Below are 15347 nucleotides of genomic sequence, written 5' to 3'. Positions count from 1 at the left end.
CTCACTTGTCCCCGACCAGATCCCGGTAGCGGGCCTCGTTCCGGGCCGCGGTCCGGATGTACAGCCAGGCGCTGAGCCCGATCACCGGATAGATCCCGGCGCCGAGCAGCACCCAGTCGAAGGGCAGGCCCGCAATGGTTGACTCCGCGAGGCCTGGGACCAGGCCGAGCATGAGCGGGAACGCGACCAGGATCAGCAGGAATCCCGCGGCCACGACCACGGCGAGCCGCAGCTGGGAGCGGATCAGCGAGCGGACAAACACCTGGCCGGCGTCTGATTCCTCGGCGGCGTCGCGCGAATCGGCGGCCGAGCGCGCGGCCGGCAGCGCCCCGCTTCCCGGAAGAATGGTGCGGGGGGCGGTGACGCGGACACGGGTCATGCCTGCGGCCGGATCCGGGTCGTCTCGAGCTTCTCCCGCACGGCGGGCAGGTGGCGCCGGCTGATGGGCAGTTCGGCCCCCGCCACGGTGACGCTGGGCCGGGCGGCGGCAAGCTTCATGTGGCTGACATGGTTCAGCGCGATGAGGTAGGAGCGGTGGATCCGTAGGAACCCGGCTTCGGCCCACTGCTGTTCCAGATCGGCCAGCGGGACCCGGATGAGGTAGCTGGCGTCCGCGGTGTGCAGCCGGGCGTAGTCGCCCTGGGCCTGGACGTAGGTGACGTCTTCGCGGCGGATCATTTTGGTGGTGCCGCCGAGGTCCACGGTGATCATTTCCGGCCGCGGGGCGCCGTCCTTGAGCAGCTCGCTGATCCTGCCGATCGACTTCGCCAGCCGCTCGGCCCGGACCGGCTTCAGCAGGTAGTCCACGGCGGCCAGGTCGAACGCTTCCAGGGCGCAGTCCTCATCGGCGGTGACGAAGACGACGGCGGGCGGCTTGCTGCTGCGCGCGATGACGCGGGCGATGTCCAGGCCGGAGAGTGCGGGCATGTGGATGTCGAGGAACACGGCGTCGACCTCCTCGACCTCGAGGGCCCGCAGAGCCTCGGCCCCGGAGGACGCGCGGTGGATGATGCCGATCCGGTCGTCCCGGCCGAGCAGGAAGGCCAGTTCCTCCACGGCGGGCAGCTCGTCGTCGGCGACGAGGACGTTAATCATGGTCCAAGACTAACGCCGGAGGCGTTGGGCCCCTATCAGGCATCGTGGCGCGGCTGGGACTTGGGGACGCGCATCGTGATCAGGGTGCCTTCGCCGGGCGCCGTCTCGATCACCAGGCCGTGCTCGTCGCCGTAGACCTGCCGCAGCCGGGCATCGACGTTGCGCAGCCCGACATGCTCGCCGTCGCCGTGCCCGGCAAGGACAGCCTGCAGCTGTTCCGGATCCATGCCCACGCCGTCGTCCTCGATGGTCACCTCGGCGAAGGCGCCGGCATCGTTGGCCGTGATGGAGATGTGGCCGGGGCCCTCCTTGGCCTCGAGGCCGTGCCGGACCGCGTTTTCCACCAGCGGCTGCAGGCTCAGGAAGGGGATCACGGTGCTGAGCACTTCGGGGGCGATCCGCAGGCTCACCTGCACACGGTCGCCGAACCGGGCCCGCTCCAGCAGCAGGTAGCGGTCGATGCAGCGCAGCTCCTCGGCAAGGGTGGTGAAGTCCCCGTGCCGGCGGAAGGAATAGCGGGTGAAGTCGGCGAACTCCACCACCAGCTCCCGGGCCCGGACCGGATCGGTGTTGATGAAGGACGCGATCGCGTTCAGGGAGTTGTAGATGAAGTGCGGGCTGATCTGGGCCCGGAGCGCACGCACCTCGGCCTCCATCAGCAGCGTGCGGGACGCGTCGAGTTCGGCCAGTTCCACCTGCGTTGCCACCCAGTCGGCCACCTCGCTGGTGGCCCGGACCAGCCCGGCACCGGCCGCCGGGGCGAAGGCCGCCACGACGCCGACCACCCGGGTCCCGGCCTTGATCGGGGCGATCACCGCGGCGCGTTCCACGTCCGTGCGGGTCGCCACCGCGCCCTGGCCCTGGGCGAGTTCCTGCACTTCGCCGGCCGGAATGACGGCGGTATGGCCGCCGTCGAGCACTCCGGCCGCGAGCTCCATCAGCAGCGGCTTGAGCTCCTCCCCGGCACCGTCCCAGGCCAGCACGCCGTTCGTATCCGTGATCGCCAGCGCGTCGCAGCCCAGCAGGCTGCGCAGCTGCCGGCTGGCCTTGGCGGCACCGGCAGGATTCAGGCCGGTCCGCAGGTGCTGGCCGGCGCGCGACGCCGCGTGCAGCGTCTTGTACGTGGCCCGTTCGGCGTCCGTGCCAAGCTCCCGGAAGGAGCGGAGTACCTTGAGTCCGACGGCGACGACGACGGCGATCGCGGCCGCGATCACGGCGATGGCGGCGGCGGTGAACAGGGGAGAGTCGGGCATGGGCCCAGCGTATCGCGGCACCCGCCGGGCGGGGGCCGAAGGGTCGCCGAACCGTGCTGGAGGCACCGCTGACCGCAGCATTCCGACCGCTGAGCGACGCAGGGCCGGGCGGACATGGATGTTGGCCGCGTCACGGGAGACAGTGATTGTAGTCACATTGGCCGGAGGGCTGTTTGGAGCAGGCCAAGGCGGCCGGTGTGGACGCAAAAGTCTCAATGAGGAGGAACGATGGGTCACGAAGCCCAAGAAACGGACGCCACGGCGGCCGTGGACTTCAAGGAAGTCCAGTCGACGCCGCGGTTCCAGGAACTGCGCAAGCGTCACCGCAGCTTTGTCTTTCCGATGGCCATTGCATTCCTGCTCTGGTACTTCGCTTACGTCCTGCTGGCCGACTACGCGGTGGGATTCATGTCCACCAAGGTCTGGGGCAACATCAACGTCGGCCTGATTATGGGCCTGCTTCAGTTCGTGACCACGTTCGCCATCACCGGCTGGTACGTCAGCTACTCGAACCGGAAGCTTGACCCGATCGCAGCGGAAATCCGCCACGAAATCGAGGGCCACGAATTCGACAAAGACGGCAACCAGATCACCGGGGTTAAAAAATGACGACGTTTATGGTTCCCGCAGTAAACGTTGCGGATCTCAAGGAAACCACCCTGCTGAACATGGCCATCTTCGGCCTGTTCGTGGCGATCACGATGGTCATCGTGGTCAAGGCAAGCAAAAACAACAAGACGGCTGCTGACTACTACGCCGCCGGACGGTCCTTCACCGGATCTCAGAACGGCACCGCCATCGCGGGCGACTACCTCTCGGCGGCCTCGTTCCTGGGCATCACCGGCGCCATCGCCATCAACGGCTACGACGGCTTTATGTACTCCATCGGCTTCCTGGTCGCCTGGCTCGTCGCCCTGCTGCTCGTGGCCGAACTGCTGCGCAACACCGGCAAGTTCACCATGGCCGATGTCCTCTCCTTCCGGCTCAAGCAGCGCCCCGTGCGCATCGCGGCGGCCATCTCCACCCTCGTGGTCTGCTTCTTCTACCTCCTGGCCCAGATGGCCGGAGCCGGCACCCTGATCTCCCTGCTCCTTGGCATCAGCGACTGGGGCGGACAGGCGCTGGTCATCATCGTCGTCGGCGCCCTGATGATCATGTATGTACTGATCGGCGGCATGAAGGGCACCACCTGGGTCCAAATCATCAAGGCCGTGCTCCTGATTGCGGGAGCAGCCGTGATGACCCTCTGGGTCCTCGCCATCTACGGCTTCAACCTCTCCTCCCTGCTGGGCGGCGCGGTGGAAGCCTCCGGCAACCAGAACCTCCTGAACCCGGGCCTGCAGTACGGCAAGACAGAAACCTCCAAGATCGACTTCATGTCCCTGGCCCTGGCCCTCGTGCTTGGCACCGCGGCCCTGCCCCACGTCCTGATGCGCTTCTACACGGTTCCGACCGCCAAGGAAGCCCGCAAGTCCGTGGTCTGGTCTATCTGGCTGATCGGCCTGTTCTACCTGTTCACCCTGGTCCTGGGCTTCGGTGCTGCAGCGCTGGTTGGCGCTGACACGATCAAGAGTGCCCCGGGCGGCGTCAACTCCGCCGCACCGCTGCTGGCGTTCCACCTCGGCGGGCCGCTGTTGCTCGGCTTCATCTCGGCGGTGGCGTTCGCGACCATCCTGGCCGTCGTCGCCGGCCTCACGATCACCGCGGCGGCCTCGTTCGCCCACGATATCTATGCCAGCGTCATTGCCAAGGGCAAGGCCGACGCCGCCACCGAGGTCAAGGTGGCGCGGCGCACCGTGGTCGTTATCGGCCTGCTGGCCATCATCGGCGGCATTTTCGCCAACGGACAGAACGTGGCGTTCCTGGTGGCCCTCGCCTTCGCGGTGGCGGCCTCGGCCAACCTGCCCACCATCGTGTACTCGCTGTACTGGCGCAAGTTCACCACCCAGGGCGCCATCTGGAGCATGTACGGCGGCCTCGGCTCCGCGATCCTGCTGATCGCGCTGTCCCCGGTGGTCTCGGGTGCCAAGACGTCCATGATCCCGGGCGCCAACTTCGCGATCTTCCCGCTCAGCAACCCCGGCATCGTCTCCATCCCGCTCGCGTTCTTCCTGGGCTGGCTCGGTTCGGTGCTGGACAAGCGGCTGGAAGACACCACCAAGCAGGCCGAAATGGAAGTCCGCTCCCTCACGGGTGTGGGCGCCGAAAAGGCCACCGACCACTAAGCACCAACCGCTGGTGATCCCACCGGCTACAACGGCAGGAGCCCCCGTGCAACCGCACGGGGGCTCCTGCCGTTCTGGCGTCGCGGGCTTCGCGCGCCGCGACCCGCGGCTGAACTGCGGCGGGGGACCCCTACCCCTCGGCGGAACCGCGTTCCAGCAGCGGCTGGATCCGGAACGGGATCATCTCACTCATCGCCAGGGCGGTGTCCGTCCGGTCCACGCCGTCGCAGGCCAGAATCTTGCCGTTGATCCGGAACAGATCCTCGGCGTCGAGCGCCACCACCCGAAGCAGCAGGTCCGCCGATCCGGTCAGCCCGTAGCCCTCCAGGATCTCCGGAATGTCGGCCAGTTCCCCCGCCAGCGTGCCAAGCTTCTGCTGCTGGACGTGCACCGAGATGAAGGCCATCAGCGGGTAGCCCAGCGAGGCCGGATTGATGCGCCGCTCAAAGGACAGGAAGACGTGTTTTTTCTCCAGCTGGGCCATCCGGGCCTGCACGGTATTCCGTGACAGGCCCAGCTTCTGGGCCAGTGCCACCACGGTCCGGCGGGGGTCCCCGGCCATCGCCGAAAGCAGGCGGGTGTCGGTGCCATCCAAGGGTTGCATAATGCGCAAGATTAGCACGGTGCCAAGGCGCCAGACAGTGCAGAATGCTCAATTTATCCGCAGGTGGTTGTACCCAATGGGCATTGTGAGTAGGGTCACAGATATCCGGGGCAACGGCGCCCGGGCGGCCGGCGCGCACCGGGATCACGAGTCCCGCGGGCACTGGTCAGACGACGTCAGAAGGTGCGTACTACTGTGTTTACCGACGACGCGGGCAAGGGCGGCATTTCCGCCGGGGGCCCCGGGAACAGTGCAGGATCAAACAGGCGGACGGGCGGAGATCTCGTCCAGCTCATCACCCCCGGGGGTGAACGCGTAAGCCATCCCGAGTTCGATCCCTGGGTCCAGGACGTCAGCGACGAACAGCTTGGCGCGCTTTACGAAGACATGGTGGTCATCCGCCGGATCGATGCCGAGGCGACCGCCCTGCAGCGCCAGGGTGAACTGGCCCTTTGGCCGCCCCTGCTGGGCCAGGAGGCCTCGCAGATCGGTTCGGCCCGGGCCCTGCGTGACGACGACTTCGTCTTCCCCAGCTACCGCGACAACGGTGTGGCCTACTGCCGCGGGGTGAACCCCGAGGACATCGTCAAAGCCTGGCGGGGCAACGCCCTGGCCGGCTGGGACCCCTACACGGTCAACATCGCAACCCAGCAGATCATCATCGGCGCCCAGACGCTGCACGCCACCGGCTATGCCATGGGAATCCAGAACGACGGCGCCGACTCGGTCGCCGTGGCCTACTTCGGCGACGGCGCCACGAGCGAGGGCGACGTCAACGAGGCCCTGGTGTTCGCCGCCAGCTTCCAGTCCCCGGTGGTCTTCTTCTGCCAGAACAACCACTGGGCCATCTCCGAGCCCGTCCGGCTGCAGTCGCACATCCAGATCGCGGACCGCGCGGCAGGCTTCGGCATCCCCAGCATGCGGGTGGACGGCAACGACGTCCTGGCCGTGATGGCGGCCACCCGGATCGCCATCGACCGCGCACGCCACGGCGGCGGCCCCACCTTCATCGAGTCCGTCACCTACCGGATGGGCCCGCACACCACGGCGGATGACCCCACCCGCTACCGCGACGCGAACGAACTCGAGGACTGGGCCGCGAAGGACCCGATCTCCCGGCTGAAGTCGCTGCTGGACCGCAAGGGACTGCTCACCGAGGAGCTCGAAACCGCCGTCGCCGCCAAAGCGGACGCCGTCGCCAAGGCACTGCGGGCCGGCACCATCAACATGCCCGAGCCGCAGCCGATGGACATCTTCAAGCACGTCTACAGCACGCCGCATTCCCCGCTGGACCGCCAGCAGGACCACTATTCCCGTTACCTGGCTTCCTTCGGCGATCCCGCGGAAGCCGCTTCTGAAGAAGGTGCACGCTGATGACGAAGATGACCTTTGCCCGAGCCATCAATTCGGGCCTGCGCAAGTCCCTCGAAAACGATCCCAAGGTGATCCTCATGGGCGAGGACATCGGCGCCCTCGGCGGTGTCTTCCGCGTTACGGACGGCCTGCAGAAGGACTTCGGCAAGCACCGCGTTGTGGACACCCCGCTGGCCGAATCAGGCATTATGGGCACCGCCGTCGGCCTGGCCTACCGCGGGTACCGCCCGGTCGTGGAGATCCAGTTCGACGGTTTCATCTACCCGGCGTTCGACCAGATCGTCAGCCAGGTCGCCAAGATGCACTACCGCACCCAAGGCGCGGTCAAGATGCCCATCACCATCCGCGTGCCCTTCGGCGGCGGCATCGGATCCCCCGAACACCACTCCGAGTCACCGGAGGCCTACTTCACCCACACTTCAGGCCTGCGCGTGGTCAGCGTCTCCAACCCGCAGGATGCCTTCACCATGATCCAGCAGGCCATCGCCTCCGATGATCCGGTGCTCTATTTCGAACCCAAGCGCCGCTACCACGACAAGGGTGAGGTGGACGAGACCCTGGACCTCAGCGCCGCCCTGTCCATGGAGAAGGCCCGCGTCGTCACCGAAGGCACCGACGTGACGCTCGTGGCCTACGGCCCGCTCGTCAAGACGGCCAAGGACGCCGCGCTCGCCGCCGCCGACGAGGGCGTGTCGATCGAGGTCATCGACCTGCGCTCGCTCGCCCCGCTGGACTTCGCCACCCTGGAGGACTCGGTCCGGAAGACCGGCCGGCTGGTCATCACGCATGAAGCCTCCCAGACCGGCGGCATCGGCGCCGAGGTGGCCGCCAGCATCACCGAACGCTGTTTCTACCACCTCGAGGCCGCCCCGGTCAGGGTCACCGGCTTCGACGTTCCGTACCCGTACTCAAAGCTTGAAATGCACCACCTCCCGGGCCTGGACCGCATCCTGGACGGCGTCGACCGCGCCCTGGGCCGCCCCAACTCCCTGAGCGGGCTGGAAGGATGAGCGCCACCATGATCAAGGAATTCAGGCTGCCGGACCTTGGTGAAGGGCTGACCGAATCGGAAATTGTCGCCTGGAAGGTCGCGGTGGGGGACACCGTCACGCTCAACCAGATCATCGCCGAAGTCGAAACAGCCAAGGCCGTCGTCGAACTCCCCTCACCGTTCGCCGGTGTGGTCGCGGCCCTGCACGAACAGCCCGGCACCGTCGTGGAGGTCGGCAAGCCGATCGTTTCCTTCGAGGTGGAGGGCGACGACGGCGGTCCTGACGGCGGCTCCGACGGCGGCTCGGGAATCGCCGGAAGTGGGGGCGTGGACGCGCCCGCCAAACGCGAGCCGAACCTCGTCGGCTACGGCGCCGTCCTCGAGACCTCAGGCCGCCCGGCCCGCCGCGCCCGCAGCTTCGCGGCCCCAGCGGCCGCGACAGCGCCGGCAGCAACGGCTGTGACGGCGGCCCCGCCTGCACCGGCACCCGTGGCTGAGCGCGTCGAAGCGGCCCCGGTGGCCCGACCCGTCGCCGCTCCCTCGGTTCCGGAGGCCGGGCATGTTGAGACCCTGACTGGGTCCGAATCCGCGGAACGCCCGCGGTCCACGCCGCCAGTGCGCAAGCTCGCCAAAGATCTCGGCGTCGACCTCGCCTTGGTCACCGGCACCGGAGAGTTCGGACTCATCACCCGGGACGACGTCCGCAACTTCGTCGGCGGGGGAGACCTCCCGGTCGCACCCCGGGACCTGGCCGGCGTGCCTGCACAGGCTCCCGCCGCGGCGCAGGCCGAGCGGGAAACCCGGACGCCGATCAAGGGCGTGCGCAAGTTCACCGCCGCCGCAATGGTCTCCAGCGCGTTCACCGCTCCTCACGTCACCGAGTTCCTGACCGTTGACGTGACACCGACCATGGAGCTGCTGGCAAAGCTCAAGGCCAGCCGCGCGTTTGCCGGCTACAAGCTCACGCCGCTGACGCTGGTGTCCAAGGCGGTGCTCATCGCACTGAAGAACCACCCCACGCTCAACACCCGCTGGGATGAAGCCCGGCAGGAGATCGTCCAGTACAACTACGTCAACCTGGGCATCGCCGCCGCCACCCCGCGCGGCCTGACCGTACCGAACATCAAGGACGCCGACCGGAAGTCCCTGCTGGAGCTCTCCACGGCGCTGACCGAACTGACGGACACGGCGCGTGCGGGCAAAACCGCTCCGGCCGATCTGTCCGGTGGCACCATCTCCATCACCAACATCGGTGTCTTCGGCATCGACGCCGGCACGCCCATCCTCAACCCGGGCGAGGCCGCCATTCTGGCCCTCGGTGCCGTGCGGAAGATGCCCTGGGAGTACCAGGATGAGGTGGCGCTGCGCCAGGTCATGACGCTCAGCCTGTCCTTCGACCACCGCCTGGTCGACGGCGAGCAGGGCTCGCGGTTCCTGCAGGATCTCGGCGCCATGCTGTCCGATCCGGGCATGGCCCTCGCCATGGTCTAGCGACCCCGGGCTCACTCACGGCTGCCGGCTGCACCCTCTATTGGGGGAGCAGCCGGCAGCTTTGTCTTGCGGCTGGTGGTCCTCAGGGAGTTTCTTCTCCGCTGGTGGCCCTGCGCGGGGTCCCTCTCGGGGTTTGTTCTGCGCGGGTCTGCCGTCCGGGGGCACTTTGGGTGAGACGTTCGACGTCGGCGGCCCGGCTGCCGGCGATTGCGCGCCAAAGTGCCCCCGGAGCGCTGCCCCTGGCGGGTGCTCAGGGTACGGCCGGCCCGGGGGGGTGCTCAGTGGATGCCGCGGGAGGAGCCGGGCGAGGGCGAGGGTGGGAAGCCGTCAGCCGAGCGGTTCGGGGACGGCCGGGGCCATCAGGGCCGCCAGCGCCATGCTCTGCAGCAGCGGCCGGGCCCGCTTGACCGCAATCCGCCGCCCGTGGCTGCGCACCGAGTGCGGGGTGGAGTTGATCAGGCCGAAGGTGGCGTGGGCGCGCATCCGGAGCTCGGTATCCTCGGTTCCCGGGTGCAGCCCGGCGAGGACCTCGACCCAGAGCTCCACGTAGTTTCGCTGCAGCGTGCGGACCTCGGCCTGGTCCTCGTCGGCGAGGTTGCTGAAGTCCTGGTCCTGCACGCGGATGACGTCGGGGTTGCTGAGCGCGAAGTCCACATGGAACTCCACCAGCCGGTGCAGTGCCACGGCGGCGCCGTCGGAATCGGCGATCACACGCCGGCCGCCGTCGAGCAGCTCCTGGCTGACGCTCAGCAGCAGCGCCCCCAGGACGGCCTGCTTGCCGGCGAAATGCCGGTACACCGCAGGCCCGCTGACACCGGCCGCCGCGCCAAGGTCCTCGAGCGAGACACGGTTGAACCCGTCGACGGCGAAGAGCGCGGCCGCCGAGGACAGCAGCGCCTGGCGGCGGTTCTCCTTGGCCTGGCTGCGCAGCGTCGTTGGCGGCGCGCCCGGAGAAGGCGCGGCCTGAGAAGGCAGTGCCGCGGAGGGCACGGTCGCGGAGGCCAGCGTCGCAGGAGCCAGCAGCGGCGCCGGAGGCTGCGTGCCGGTGGTGTTCGTCTCGCTGGTCTCGGTCACCGGCACATCCCTCATCTCAAAAATCCAGCCGTTCCGTGGCGCCGTGGTGGACATCACAGTTAATAGAGACTAACCTAAATCTCAGTTATGCGGTACTAACCGAAATGGCTGGAGCGGGCGCATTGCAGGCCCCCAGCATGAAGGCCAGGAACGGAAGCAGTCAATGGAGACAATCGCCAGCCAGGTGGACGCCACGAGCGCCGCCTTCGCCGCGAACCGCGAGGCCCAGCTCGGGCTGGCCCGCGAGCTGAAGGAACGCCTCGCCACGGCCGCCCTGGGCGGGCCGGAGAAGTCCCGGGAACGCCATGTGGCCCGCGGCAAGCTCCTGCCCCGCGAACGCATCGACCGGCTGCTGGATGACGGCAGCCCGTTCCTCGAAATCGCCCCGCTCGCTGCCAACGGCATGTACAACGACGACTCGCCCGGCGCCGGTGTCATTGCCGGGATCGGCCTGGTCCACGGCCGCCAGGTCCTGGTCATCTCCAACGACGCCACGGTCAAGGGCGGCACCTACTACCCGCTGACGGTGAAGAAGCACCTCCGGGCGCAGGAAATCGCGCTGGAGAACCGGCTGCCCTGTATCTACCTCGTCGACTCGGGTGGGGCGTTCCTGCCGAAACAGGACGAAGTCTTCCCGGACAAGGAGCACTTCGGCCGGATCTTCTTCAACCAGGCCAAGATGTCCGCGGCCCGGATCCCGCAGATCGCCTCCGTGATGGGCTCGTGCACCGCCGGCGGAGCCTACGTCCCCGCGATGAGCGACGAGACCGTGATCGTCCGCAACCAGGGCACCATCTTCCTGGGCGGTCCGCCGCTCGTGAAGGCCGCGATCGGCGAGATCGTCACGGCCGAGGAGCTCGGCGGCGGCGACGTGCACGCCAAGATCTCCGGGGTCACCGACCACCTCGCCGAGAACGATGAGCATGCCCTCCAGATCGTCCGCGACATCGTCTCGACCCTGCCGCGGCCGGCCGCCCCCGCCTGGGAGATCGACACCGTCGTCGAACCCCTGGCGGATCCGGAGGAGCTGTACGGCGCCGTCCCCACCGACGTCAACGCCCAGTACGACGTCCGCGAGGTCATCGCCCGGCTGGTGGACGGCAGTCGCTTCCACGAATTCAAGAAGAACTACGGCACCACCCTGGTCACCGGATTCGCGAAACTCCACGGCCACCCTGTGGGCATCGTCGCGAACAATGGGGTGCTGTTCAGCGAATCCTCGCTCAAGGGGGCCCACTTCATCGAGCTCTGCGACCAGCGCGGCATCCCGCTGCTCTTCCTGCAGAACCTCTCCGGCTTTATGGTCGGCAAGGACTACGAGCAGGGCGGCATCGCCAAGAACGGCGCCAAGATGGTCACCGCCGTCGCCACCGCCCGGGTGCCCAAACTGACCGTGGTGATCGGCGGGTCCTTCGGCGCCGGCAACTACTCCATGTGCGGGCGGGCCTACTCGCCGCGGTTCCTGTGGATGTGGCCGGCCAGCCGGATCTCGGTGATGGGCGGCAACCAGGCGTCCGGCGTGCTGGCCACGGTGAAGCGGGACCAGTACGAGGCCCGCGGCGAGGAATGGTCCGCCGCGGACGAGGAAGCGTTCAAGGCCCCGATCAAGCAGCAGTACGAGGACCAGGGCAGCCCCTACTATTCCACCGCCCGCCTCTGGGATGACGGCGTGATCGACCCCGCGGACACCCGCACCGTCCTGGGACTGGCGCTCGACGTCGTCTCCCGCACCCCGCTGCCGGAGACCTCCTTCGGCCTATTCCGGATGTGAGCCACCCATGACTACTTCTTCGTCGACTGCCACCTCACAGAACCCCCTGTTCGGCACCGTGCTGGTCGCCAACCGCGGCGAGATCGCCTGCCGCGTCATCCGCACCCTGCGTGCGCTGGGCATCCGCTCGGTCGCCGTCTATTCCGACGCCGACGCCGACGCCCGGCACGTGCGCGAGGCCGACCTCGCCGTGCGGATCGGCCCCGCCGCCGCCGCGGAGAGCTACCTCAAGATCGAGGCCATCATCCAGGCCTGCCGCGACACCGGCGCCGACGCCGTGCACCCCGGCTACGGGTTCCTGAGCGAGAACGTCGACTTCGCCCGCGCGCTGGAAAAAGCCGAGATCACGTTCATCGGCCCCGGCGTCGAATCCCTCAACGTCATGGGCGACAAGATCCGCTCCAAGAACCACGTCACCGGCTACGGCGTCCCCGTGGTCCCGGGCATCGCCGAACCCGGCATGACGGACGCGCAGCTCCTCGAGGCCGCGGCCGGCGTCGGGTTCCCGCTGCTGATCAAACCCTCCGCCGGCGGCGGCGGCAAAGGCATGCACATCGTCGAACGCCCCGAAGACCTGGCAGACACCCTGGTGACCGCCCGCCGCGTCGCGGCCAGCGCCTTCGGCGACGACACCCTCTTCCTGGAACGCCTCGTCCTGACCCCGCGGCACATCGAGGTCCAGGTCCTCGCGGACAACCACGGCAACGTCATCCACCTCGGCGAACGCGAATGCTCGCTGCAGCGCCGACACCAGAAGGTCATCGAGGAAGCCCCGTCCCCGCTCCTGGAATCCCTGCCCGACGGCGCGGCAATCCGGGCGCGTCTGGGCGAGGCCGCCTGCAACGCCGCCCGCAGCGTCAACTACAGCGGTGCCGGCACCGTGGAATTCCTCGTCTCCGACAACGCCCCGGACGAGTTCTTCTTCATGGAGATGAACACCCGACTGCAGGTCGAACACCCGGTCACCGAAATGGTCACCGGCGTCGACCTCGTCGAATGGCAGGTGCGGATCGCCGCCGGCGAGGAACTCACCGTCCGCCAGGACGACGTCGTGCTCACCGGACACTCGGTGGAGGCGCGCGTCTACGCGGAGGTCCCGGAGAAGAATTTCATGCCCTCGGGTGGAGAGGTGCTGCTGCTGGACGAGCGGGGCGAAATCTTCACCGCGATGGACGATCTGGACGCCTTCACCCCCGCCTCCGCCGACCCGGACATCCGGATCGATTCCTCGCTCCTGAAGGGCCTGGAAATCTCCAGCGACTACGATCCCATGGTCGCCAAGGTCATCGCCTGGGGCCAGGACCGCACGGCCGCCCTGGACAAGCTCGACACGGCCCTCGCCCGCTACACGGTGCTGGGGATCGACACCAACGTCGAATACCTGCGCCTGCTGATCAACGACGCCGACGTCCGCGCCGGCCGGCTCGACACCGGCCTGATCGAGCGGAAGATGCCGGACTTTTCCTTCCGCCGTATCGGCGACGCCGAGCTCATCGCCGCGGCCCTGCCGTTCTGGGTCCTGGCCGGTGGGACGGCGAAGGTCGGTTCCCCCTGGGACACCACCACCGGCTGGCGCCTGGGCGCACCGGCGGCCTGGACCATGAGTTTCGGTGTTCCCGGCGGGGGACTGGCCACGGTGGCCGTCACCTGGCTGAGCAATCTTGACCTCGGTCACGGCACCGTGCGGGTCGACAACGGCCCGGTGCACCAGTTGAAGGTCCTGGGGCTGTCCAGTGACGACGTCTACCTGGAACTCGACGGCGAGAAACTCCGGTTCGCGCAGGCTCCCGCCTGGCAGGATTTCCCCCCGGCCGGCCTGCCGCAGTTCGTTTACGTCGGCAACGAAGGCTGGTCCTGCCGGCTTGAGCTGCTCACCCGTGAGACCCGGCTGGCCCGGGTCCTCGCGGCGATTGAACGCGAGGAGGGCGCCGCCGACCCGGCCGTGCGCTCGCCGATGCCGGGCACCGTGGTGTCGGTGTCCGTCAGCAACGGCGACATTGTGGCGGCCGGCCAGGTGCTGCTGTCCGTGGAGGCCATGAAGATGGAACACCAGCTCGTGGCGCCCCTGGACGGAACCGTGCACATCAGCATCGCCTCCGGAGACCTCGTGAAGGCAGACCAGGTCCTCGCCACCATCCACCCCGTCCACCCGGCCGAGCCCTCCAAGGCCGAGGACACCATCGAGGAAGCCGTCATCGCCATGGGCGCGGCGGAGTAGTACCCAGCAGCTTCAGCACCATTTCACCTACAAGCACCACAGACGAAGGAGTCACCATGCCGGATTTTGAACTCAGCGAGGATTACCAGGACCTCAGTGACACCGTCCGCGAATTCGCCGACCAGGTCGTGGCCCCGGTCTCCGCCAAGCACGACGAGGAGCACAGCTTCCCCTACGAGATCGTCTCCCAGATGGCGGACATGGGCCTGTTCGGCCTGCCGTTCCCGGAGGAGTTCGGCGGCATGGGCGGCGACTACTTCGCACTGGCCCTCGCCCTGGAACAGCTCGGCCGCGTGGACCAGTCCGTCGCCATCACCCTGGAGGCCGGCGTCTCCCTCGGCGCCATGCCGATCCACCGCTTCGGCAACGCCGCCCAGAAGGAGGAGTGGCTGCCGCTGCTGGCGTCCGGCAAGGCGCTCGCCGGCTTCGGCCTGACCGAGCCGGAAGCCGGCTCGGACGCCGGCGGCACCAAGACCACCGCCAAGCGCGGCGGCGGGGAGTGGGTCATCAACGGCAACAAGGAATTCATCACCAACTCCGGCACCGACATCACCCGGCTCGTCACCGTCACCGCGGTGACCGGCCAGCAGGAGCGCCCGGACGGCAGCATCAAGAAGGAAATCTCCACCATCCTGGTGCCCACCGACACTCCGGGCTTCAAGGCCGAGAAGGCCTACAACAAGGTCGGCTGGAACGCCTCGGACACCCACCCGCTGACGCTCAACAACGTCCACGTCCCCGAGGAGAACCTGCTCGGCACCGAGGGCCGCGGCTACGCCAACTTCCTCTCGATCCTCGACGAGGGCCGGATTGCGATCGCCGCGCTGGCCGTCGGCGCGGCCCAGGGCTGCGTGGACCAGTCGGTGAAATACGCCAAGGAACGCAGCGCATTCGGGCAGAACATCGGCAAGTACCAGGCCATCGCCTTCAAGATCGCCCGGATGGAAGCACGCGCCCACACCGCCCGCCTGGCCTACTACGACGCCGCCGCGCGGATGCTCGCCGGGAAGCCGTTCAAGACGCAGGCGGCCATCGCTAAGATGGTCGCAGGCGAGGCAGCCATGGACAACGCGCGGGACGCCACCCAGGTGTTCGGCGGCTATGGCTTCATCAACGAGTTCACCGTGGCACGCCACTACCGCGACTCCAAGATCCTTGAAGTCGGCGAGGGCACCACGGAGGTCCAGCTGATGCTGATCGCCCGCGAACTGGGGCTCTAGCGGGCCCGCTGGCCGCACCCGCCGAGAGAAG

The 15347-nt window shown here is 68.0% G+C and carries 13 protein-coding genes; 8 read left to right on the top strand and 5 right to left on the bottom strand.

Annotation, left to right across the window (positions count from 1 at the left end; all coding sequences use genetic code 11):
* Position 1: 1 nt before the first annotated feature.
* The 3 genes from J2W14_RS03960 to J2W14_RS03950 are packed head-to-tail and all read right to left on the bottom strand — an operon-like array spanning position 2 to position 2348.
* Entirely contained in the window at positions 2-379 is a 378-nt protein-coding gene (locus J2W14_RS03960; RefSeq protein ID WP_307458693.1) for a hypothetical protein, read from the bottom strand.
* The gene (locus J2W14_RS03955; protein WP_307458692.1) at positions 376-1095 is read right to left on the bottom strand and encodes a LytR/AlgR family response regulator transcription factor; all 720 of its coding nucleotides are present in this window, start codon (positions 1093-1095) and stop codon (positions 376-378) included. The genes J2W14_RS03960 and J2W14_RS03955 overlap by 4 nt, the downstream gene beginning before the upstream one ends.
* Before the next feature lie 35 nt (positions 1096-1130).
* Positions 1131-2348, bottom strand: a complete 1218-nt coding sequence (locus J2W14_RS03950) for a sensor histidine kinase (protein ID WP_307458691.1) — start codon at positions 2346-2348, stop codon at positions 1131-1133.
* 228 nt (positions 2349-2576) lie between these two features.
* On the opposite strand from J2W14_RS03950, the gene J2W14_RS03945 reads away from it, so the two are divergent.
* Both J2W14_RS03945 and J2W14_RS03940 read left to right on the top strand, forming a co-directional pair.
* A complete protein-coding gene (locus J2W14_RS03945; RefSeq protein ID WP_307458687.1) occupies positions 2577-2957 on the top strand; it encodes a DUF485 domain-containing protein in 381 nt (126 codons plus the stop codon).
* An 8-nt stretch (positions 2958-2965) separates the two neighbouring features.
* Positions 2966-4573, top strand: a complete 1608-nt coding sequence (locus J2W14_RS03940) for a solute symporter family protein (RefSeq protein WP_307458684.1) — start codon at positions 2966-2968, stop codon at positions 4571-4573.
* A gap of 130 nt (positions 4574-4703) precedes the next feature.
* On the opposite strand, the gene J2W14_RS03935 is transcribed toward J2W14_RS03940, so the two are convergent.
* Entirely contained in the window at positions 4704-5177 is a 474-nt protein-coding gene (locus J2W14_RS03935) for an Lrp/AsnC family transcriptional regulator (RefSeq protein WP_307458681.1), read from the bottom strand.
* A 195-nt stretch (positions 5178-5372) separates the two neighbouring features.
* Between J2W14_RS03935 and pdhA the strand changes: the two genes are divergently transcribed.
* The 3 genes from pdhA to J2W14_RS03920 are packed head-to-tail and all read left to right on the top strand — an operon-like array spanning position 5373 to position 9033.
* A complete protein-coding gene (gene pdhA / locus J2W14_RS03930; RefSeq protein ID WP_307458678.1) occupies positions 5373-6551 on the top strand; it encodes a pyruvate dehydrogenase (acetyl-transferring) E1 component subunit alpha in 1179 nt (392 codons plus the stop codon).
* Complete coding sequence (locus J2W14_RS03925; RefSeq protein WP_307458676.1) at positions 6551-7561, top strand: alpha-ketoacid dehydrogenase subunit beta; 1011 nt, start codon at positions 6551-6553, stop codon at positions 7559-7561. The genes pdhA and J2W14_RS03925 overlap by 1 nt, the downstream gene beginning before the upstream one ends.
* A complete protein-coding gene (locus J2W14_RS03920; protein ID WP_307458673.1) occupies positions 7558-9033 on the top strand; it encodes a dihydrolipoamide acetyltransferase family protein in 1476 nt (491 codons plus the stop codon). The genes J2W14_RS03925 and J2W14_RS03920 overlap by 4 nt, the downstream gene beginning before the upstream one ends.
* 327 nt (positions 9034-9360) lie before the next feature.
* Here J2W14_RS03920 and J2W14_RS03915 read toward each other — a convergent pair whose 3' ends face one another.
* Positions 9361-10023, bottom strand: coding sequence for an SACE_7040 family transcriptional regulator (locus J2W14_RS03915; RefSeq protein WP_370871194.1), 663 nt, complete (start codon positions 10021-10023; stop codon positions 9361-9363).
* A 247-nt stretch (positions 10024-10270) separates the two neighbouring features.
* Here J2W14_RS03915 and J2W14_RS03910 point away from each other — a divergent pair, with 247 nt between their 5' ends.
* From J2W14_RS03910 to J2W14_RS03900, 3 genes are read left to right on the top strand one after another with little or no spacing between them, the layout of a single operon-like run.
* Entirely contained in the window at positions 10271-11878 is a 1608-nt protein-coding gene (locus J2W14_RS03910) for a carboxyl transferase domain-containing protein (RefSeq protein WP_307458670.1), read from the top strand.
* 7 nt (positions 11879-11885) lie between these two features.
* Positions 11886-14096 carry an acetyl/propionyl/methylcrotonyl-CoA carboxylase subunit alpha gene (locus tag J2W14_RS03905; RefSeq protein WP_307458667.1) on the top strand — a complete coding sequence of 737 codons (2211 nt, stop codon included), beginning with the start codon at positions 11886-11888 and terminating at the stop codon, positions 14094-14096.
* A gap of 56 nt (positions 14097-14152) precedes the next feature.
* A complete protein-coding gene (locus tag J2W14_RS03900) occupies positions 14153-15316 on the top strand; it encodes an acyl-CoA dehydrogenase family protein (RefSeq protein ID WP_307458664.1) in 1164 nt (387 codons plus the stop codon).
* Positions 15317-15347: the final 31 nt, after the last annotated feature.

The organism is Pseudarthrobacter oxydans (assembly GCF_030812335.1).
Classification (GTDB): domain Bacteria; phylum Actinomycetota; class Actinomycetes; order Actinomycetales; family Micrococcaceae; genus Arthrobacter; species Arthrobacter oxydans_B.
The sequence above is the reverse complement of the archived record's forward strand: the minus strand, read 5'-3'. Positions and strand labels throughout refer to the sequence as shown.

Bases quoted from the DNA above. Each gene is read 5' to 3' on its own strand.
- J2W14_RS03910 (WP_307458670.1), top strand. From the start codon at position 10,271: ATGGAGACAATCGCCAGCCAGGTGGACGCCACGAGCGCCGCCTTCGCC.
- J2W14_RS03960 (WP_307458693.1), bottom strand. From the start codon at position 379: ATGACCCGTGTCCGCGTCACCGCCCCCCGCACCATTCTTCCGGGAAGC.
- J2W14_RS03925 (WP_307458676.1), top strand. From the start codon at position 6,551: ATGACGAAGATGACCTTTGCCCGAGCCATCAATTCGGGCCTGCGCAAG.
- J2W14_RS03905 (WP_307458667.1), top strand. From the start codon at position 11,886: ATGACTACTTCTTCGTCGACTGCCACCTCACAGAACCCCCTGTTCGGC.
- J2W14_RS03950 (WP_307458691.1), bottom strand. From the start codon at position 2,348: ATGCCCGACTCTCCCCTGTTCACCGCCGCCGCCATCGCCGTGATCGCG.
- J2W14_RS03940 (WP_307458684.1), top strand. From the start codon at position 2,966: ATGGTTCCCGCAGTAAACGTTGCGGATCTCAAGGAAACCACCCTGCTG.
- J2W14_RS03900 (WP_307458664.1), top strand. From the start codon at position 14,153: ATGCCGGATTTTGAACTCAGCGAGGATTACCAGGACCTCAGTGACACC.
- J2W14_RS03955 (WP_307458692.1), bottom strand. From the start codon at position 1,095: ATGATTAACGTCCTCGTCGCCGACGACGAGCTGCCCGCCGTGGAGGAA.
- J2W14_RS03945 (WP_307458687.1), top strand. From the start codon at position 2,577: ATGGGTCACGAAGCCCAAGAAACGGACGCCACGGCGGCCGTGGACTTC.
- J2W14_RS03935 (WP_307458681.1), bottom strand. From the start codon at position 5,177: ATGCAACCCTTGGATGGCACCGACACCCGCCTGCTTTCGGCGATGGCC.
- J2W14_RS03920 (WP_307458673.1), top strand. From the start codon at position 7,558: ATGAGCGCCACCATGATCAAGGAATTCAGGCTGCCGGACCTTGGTGAA.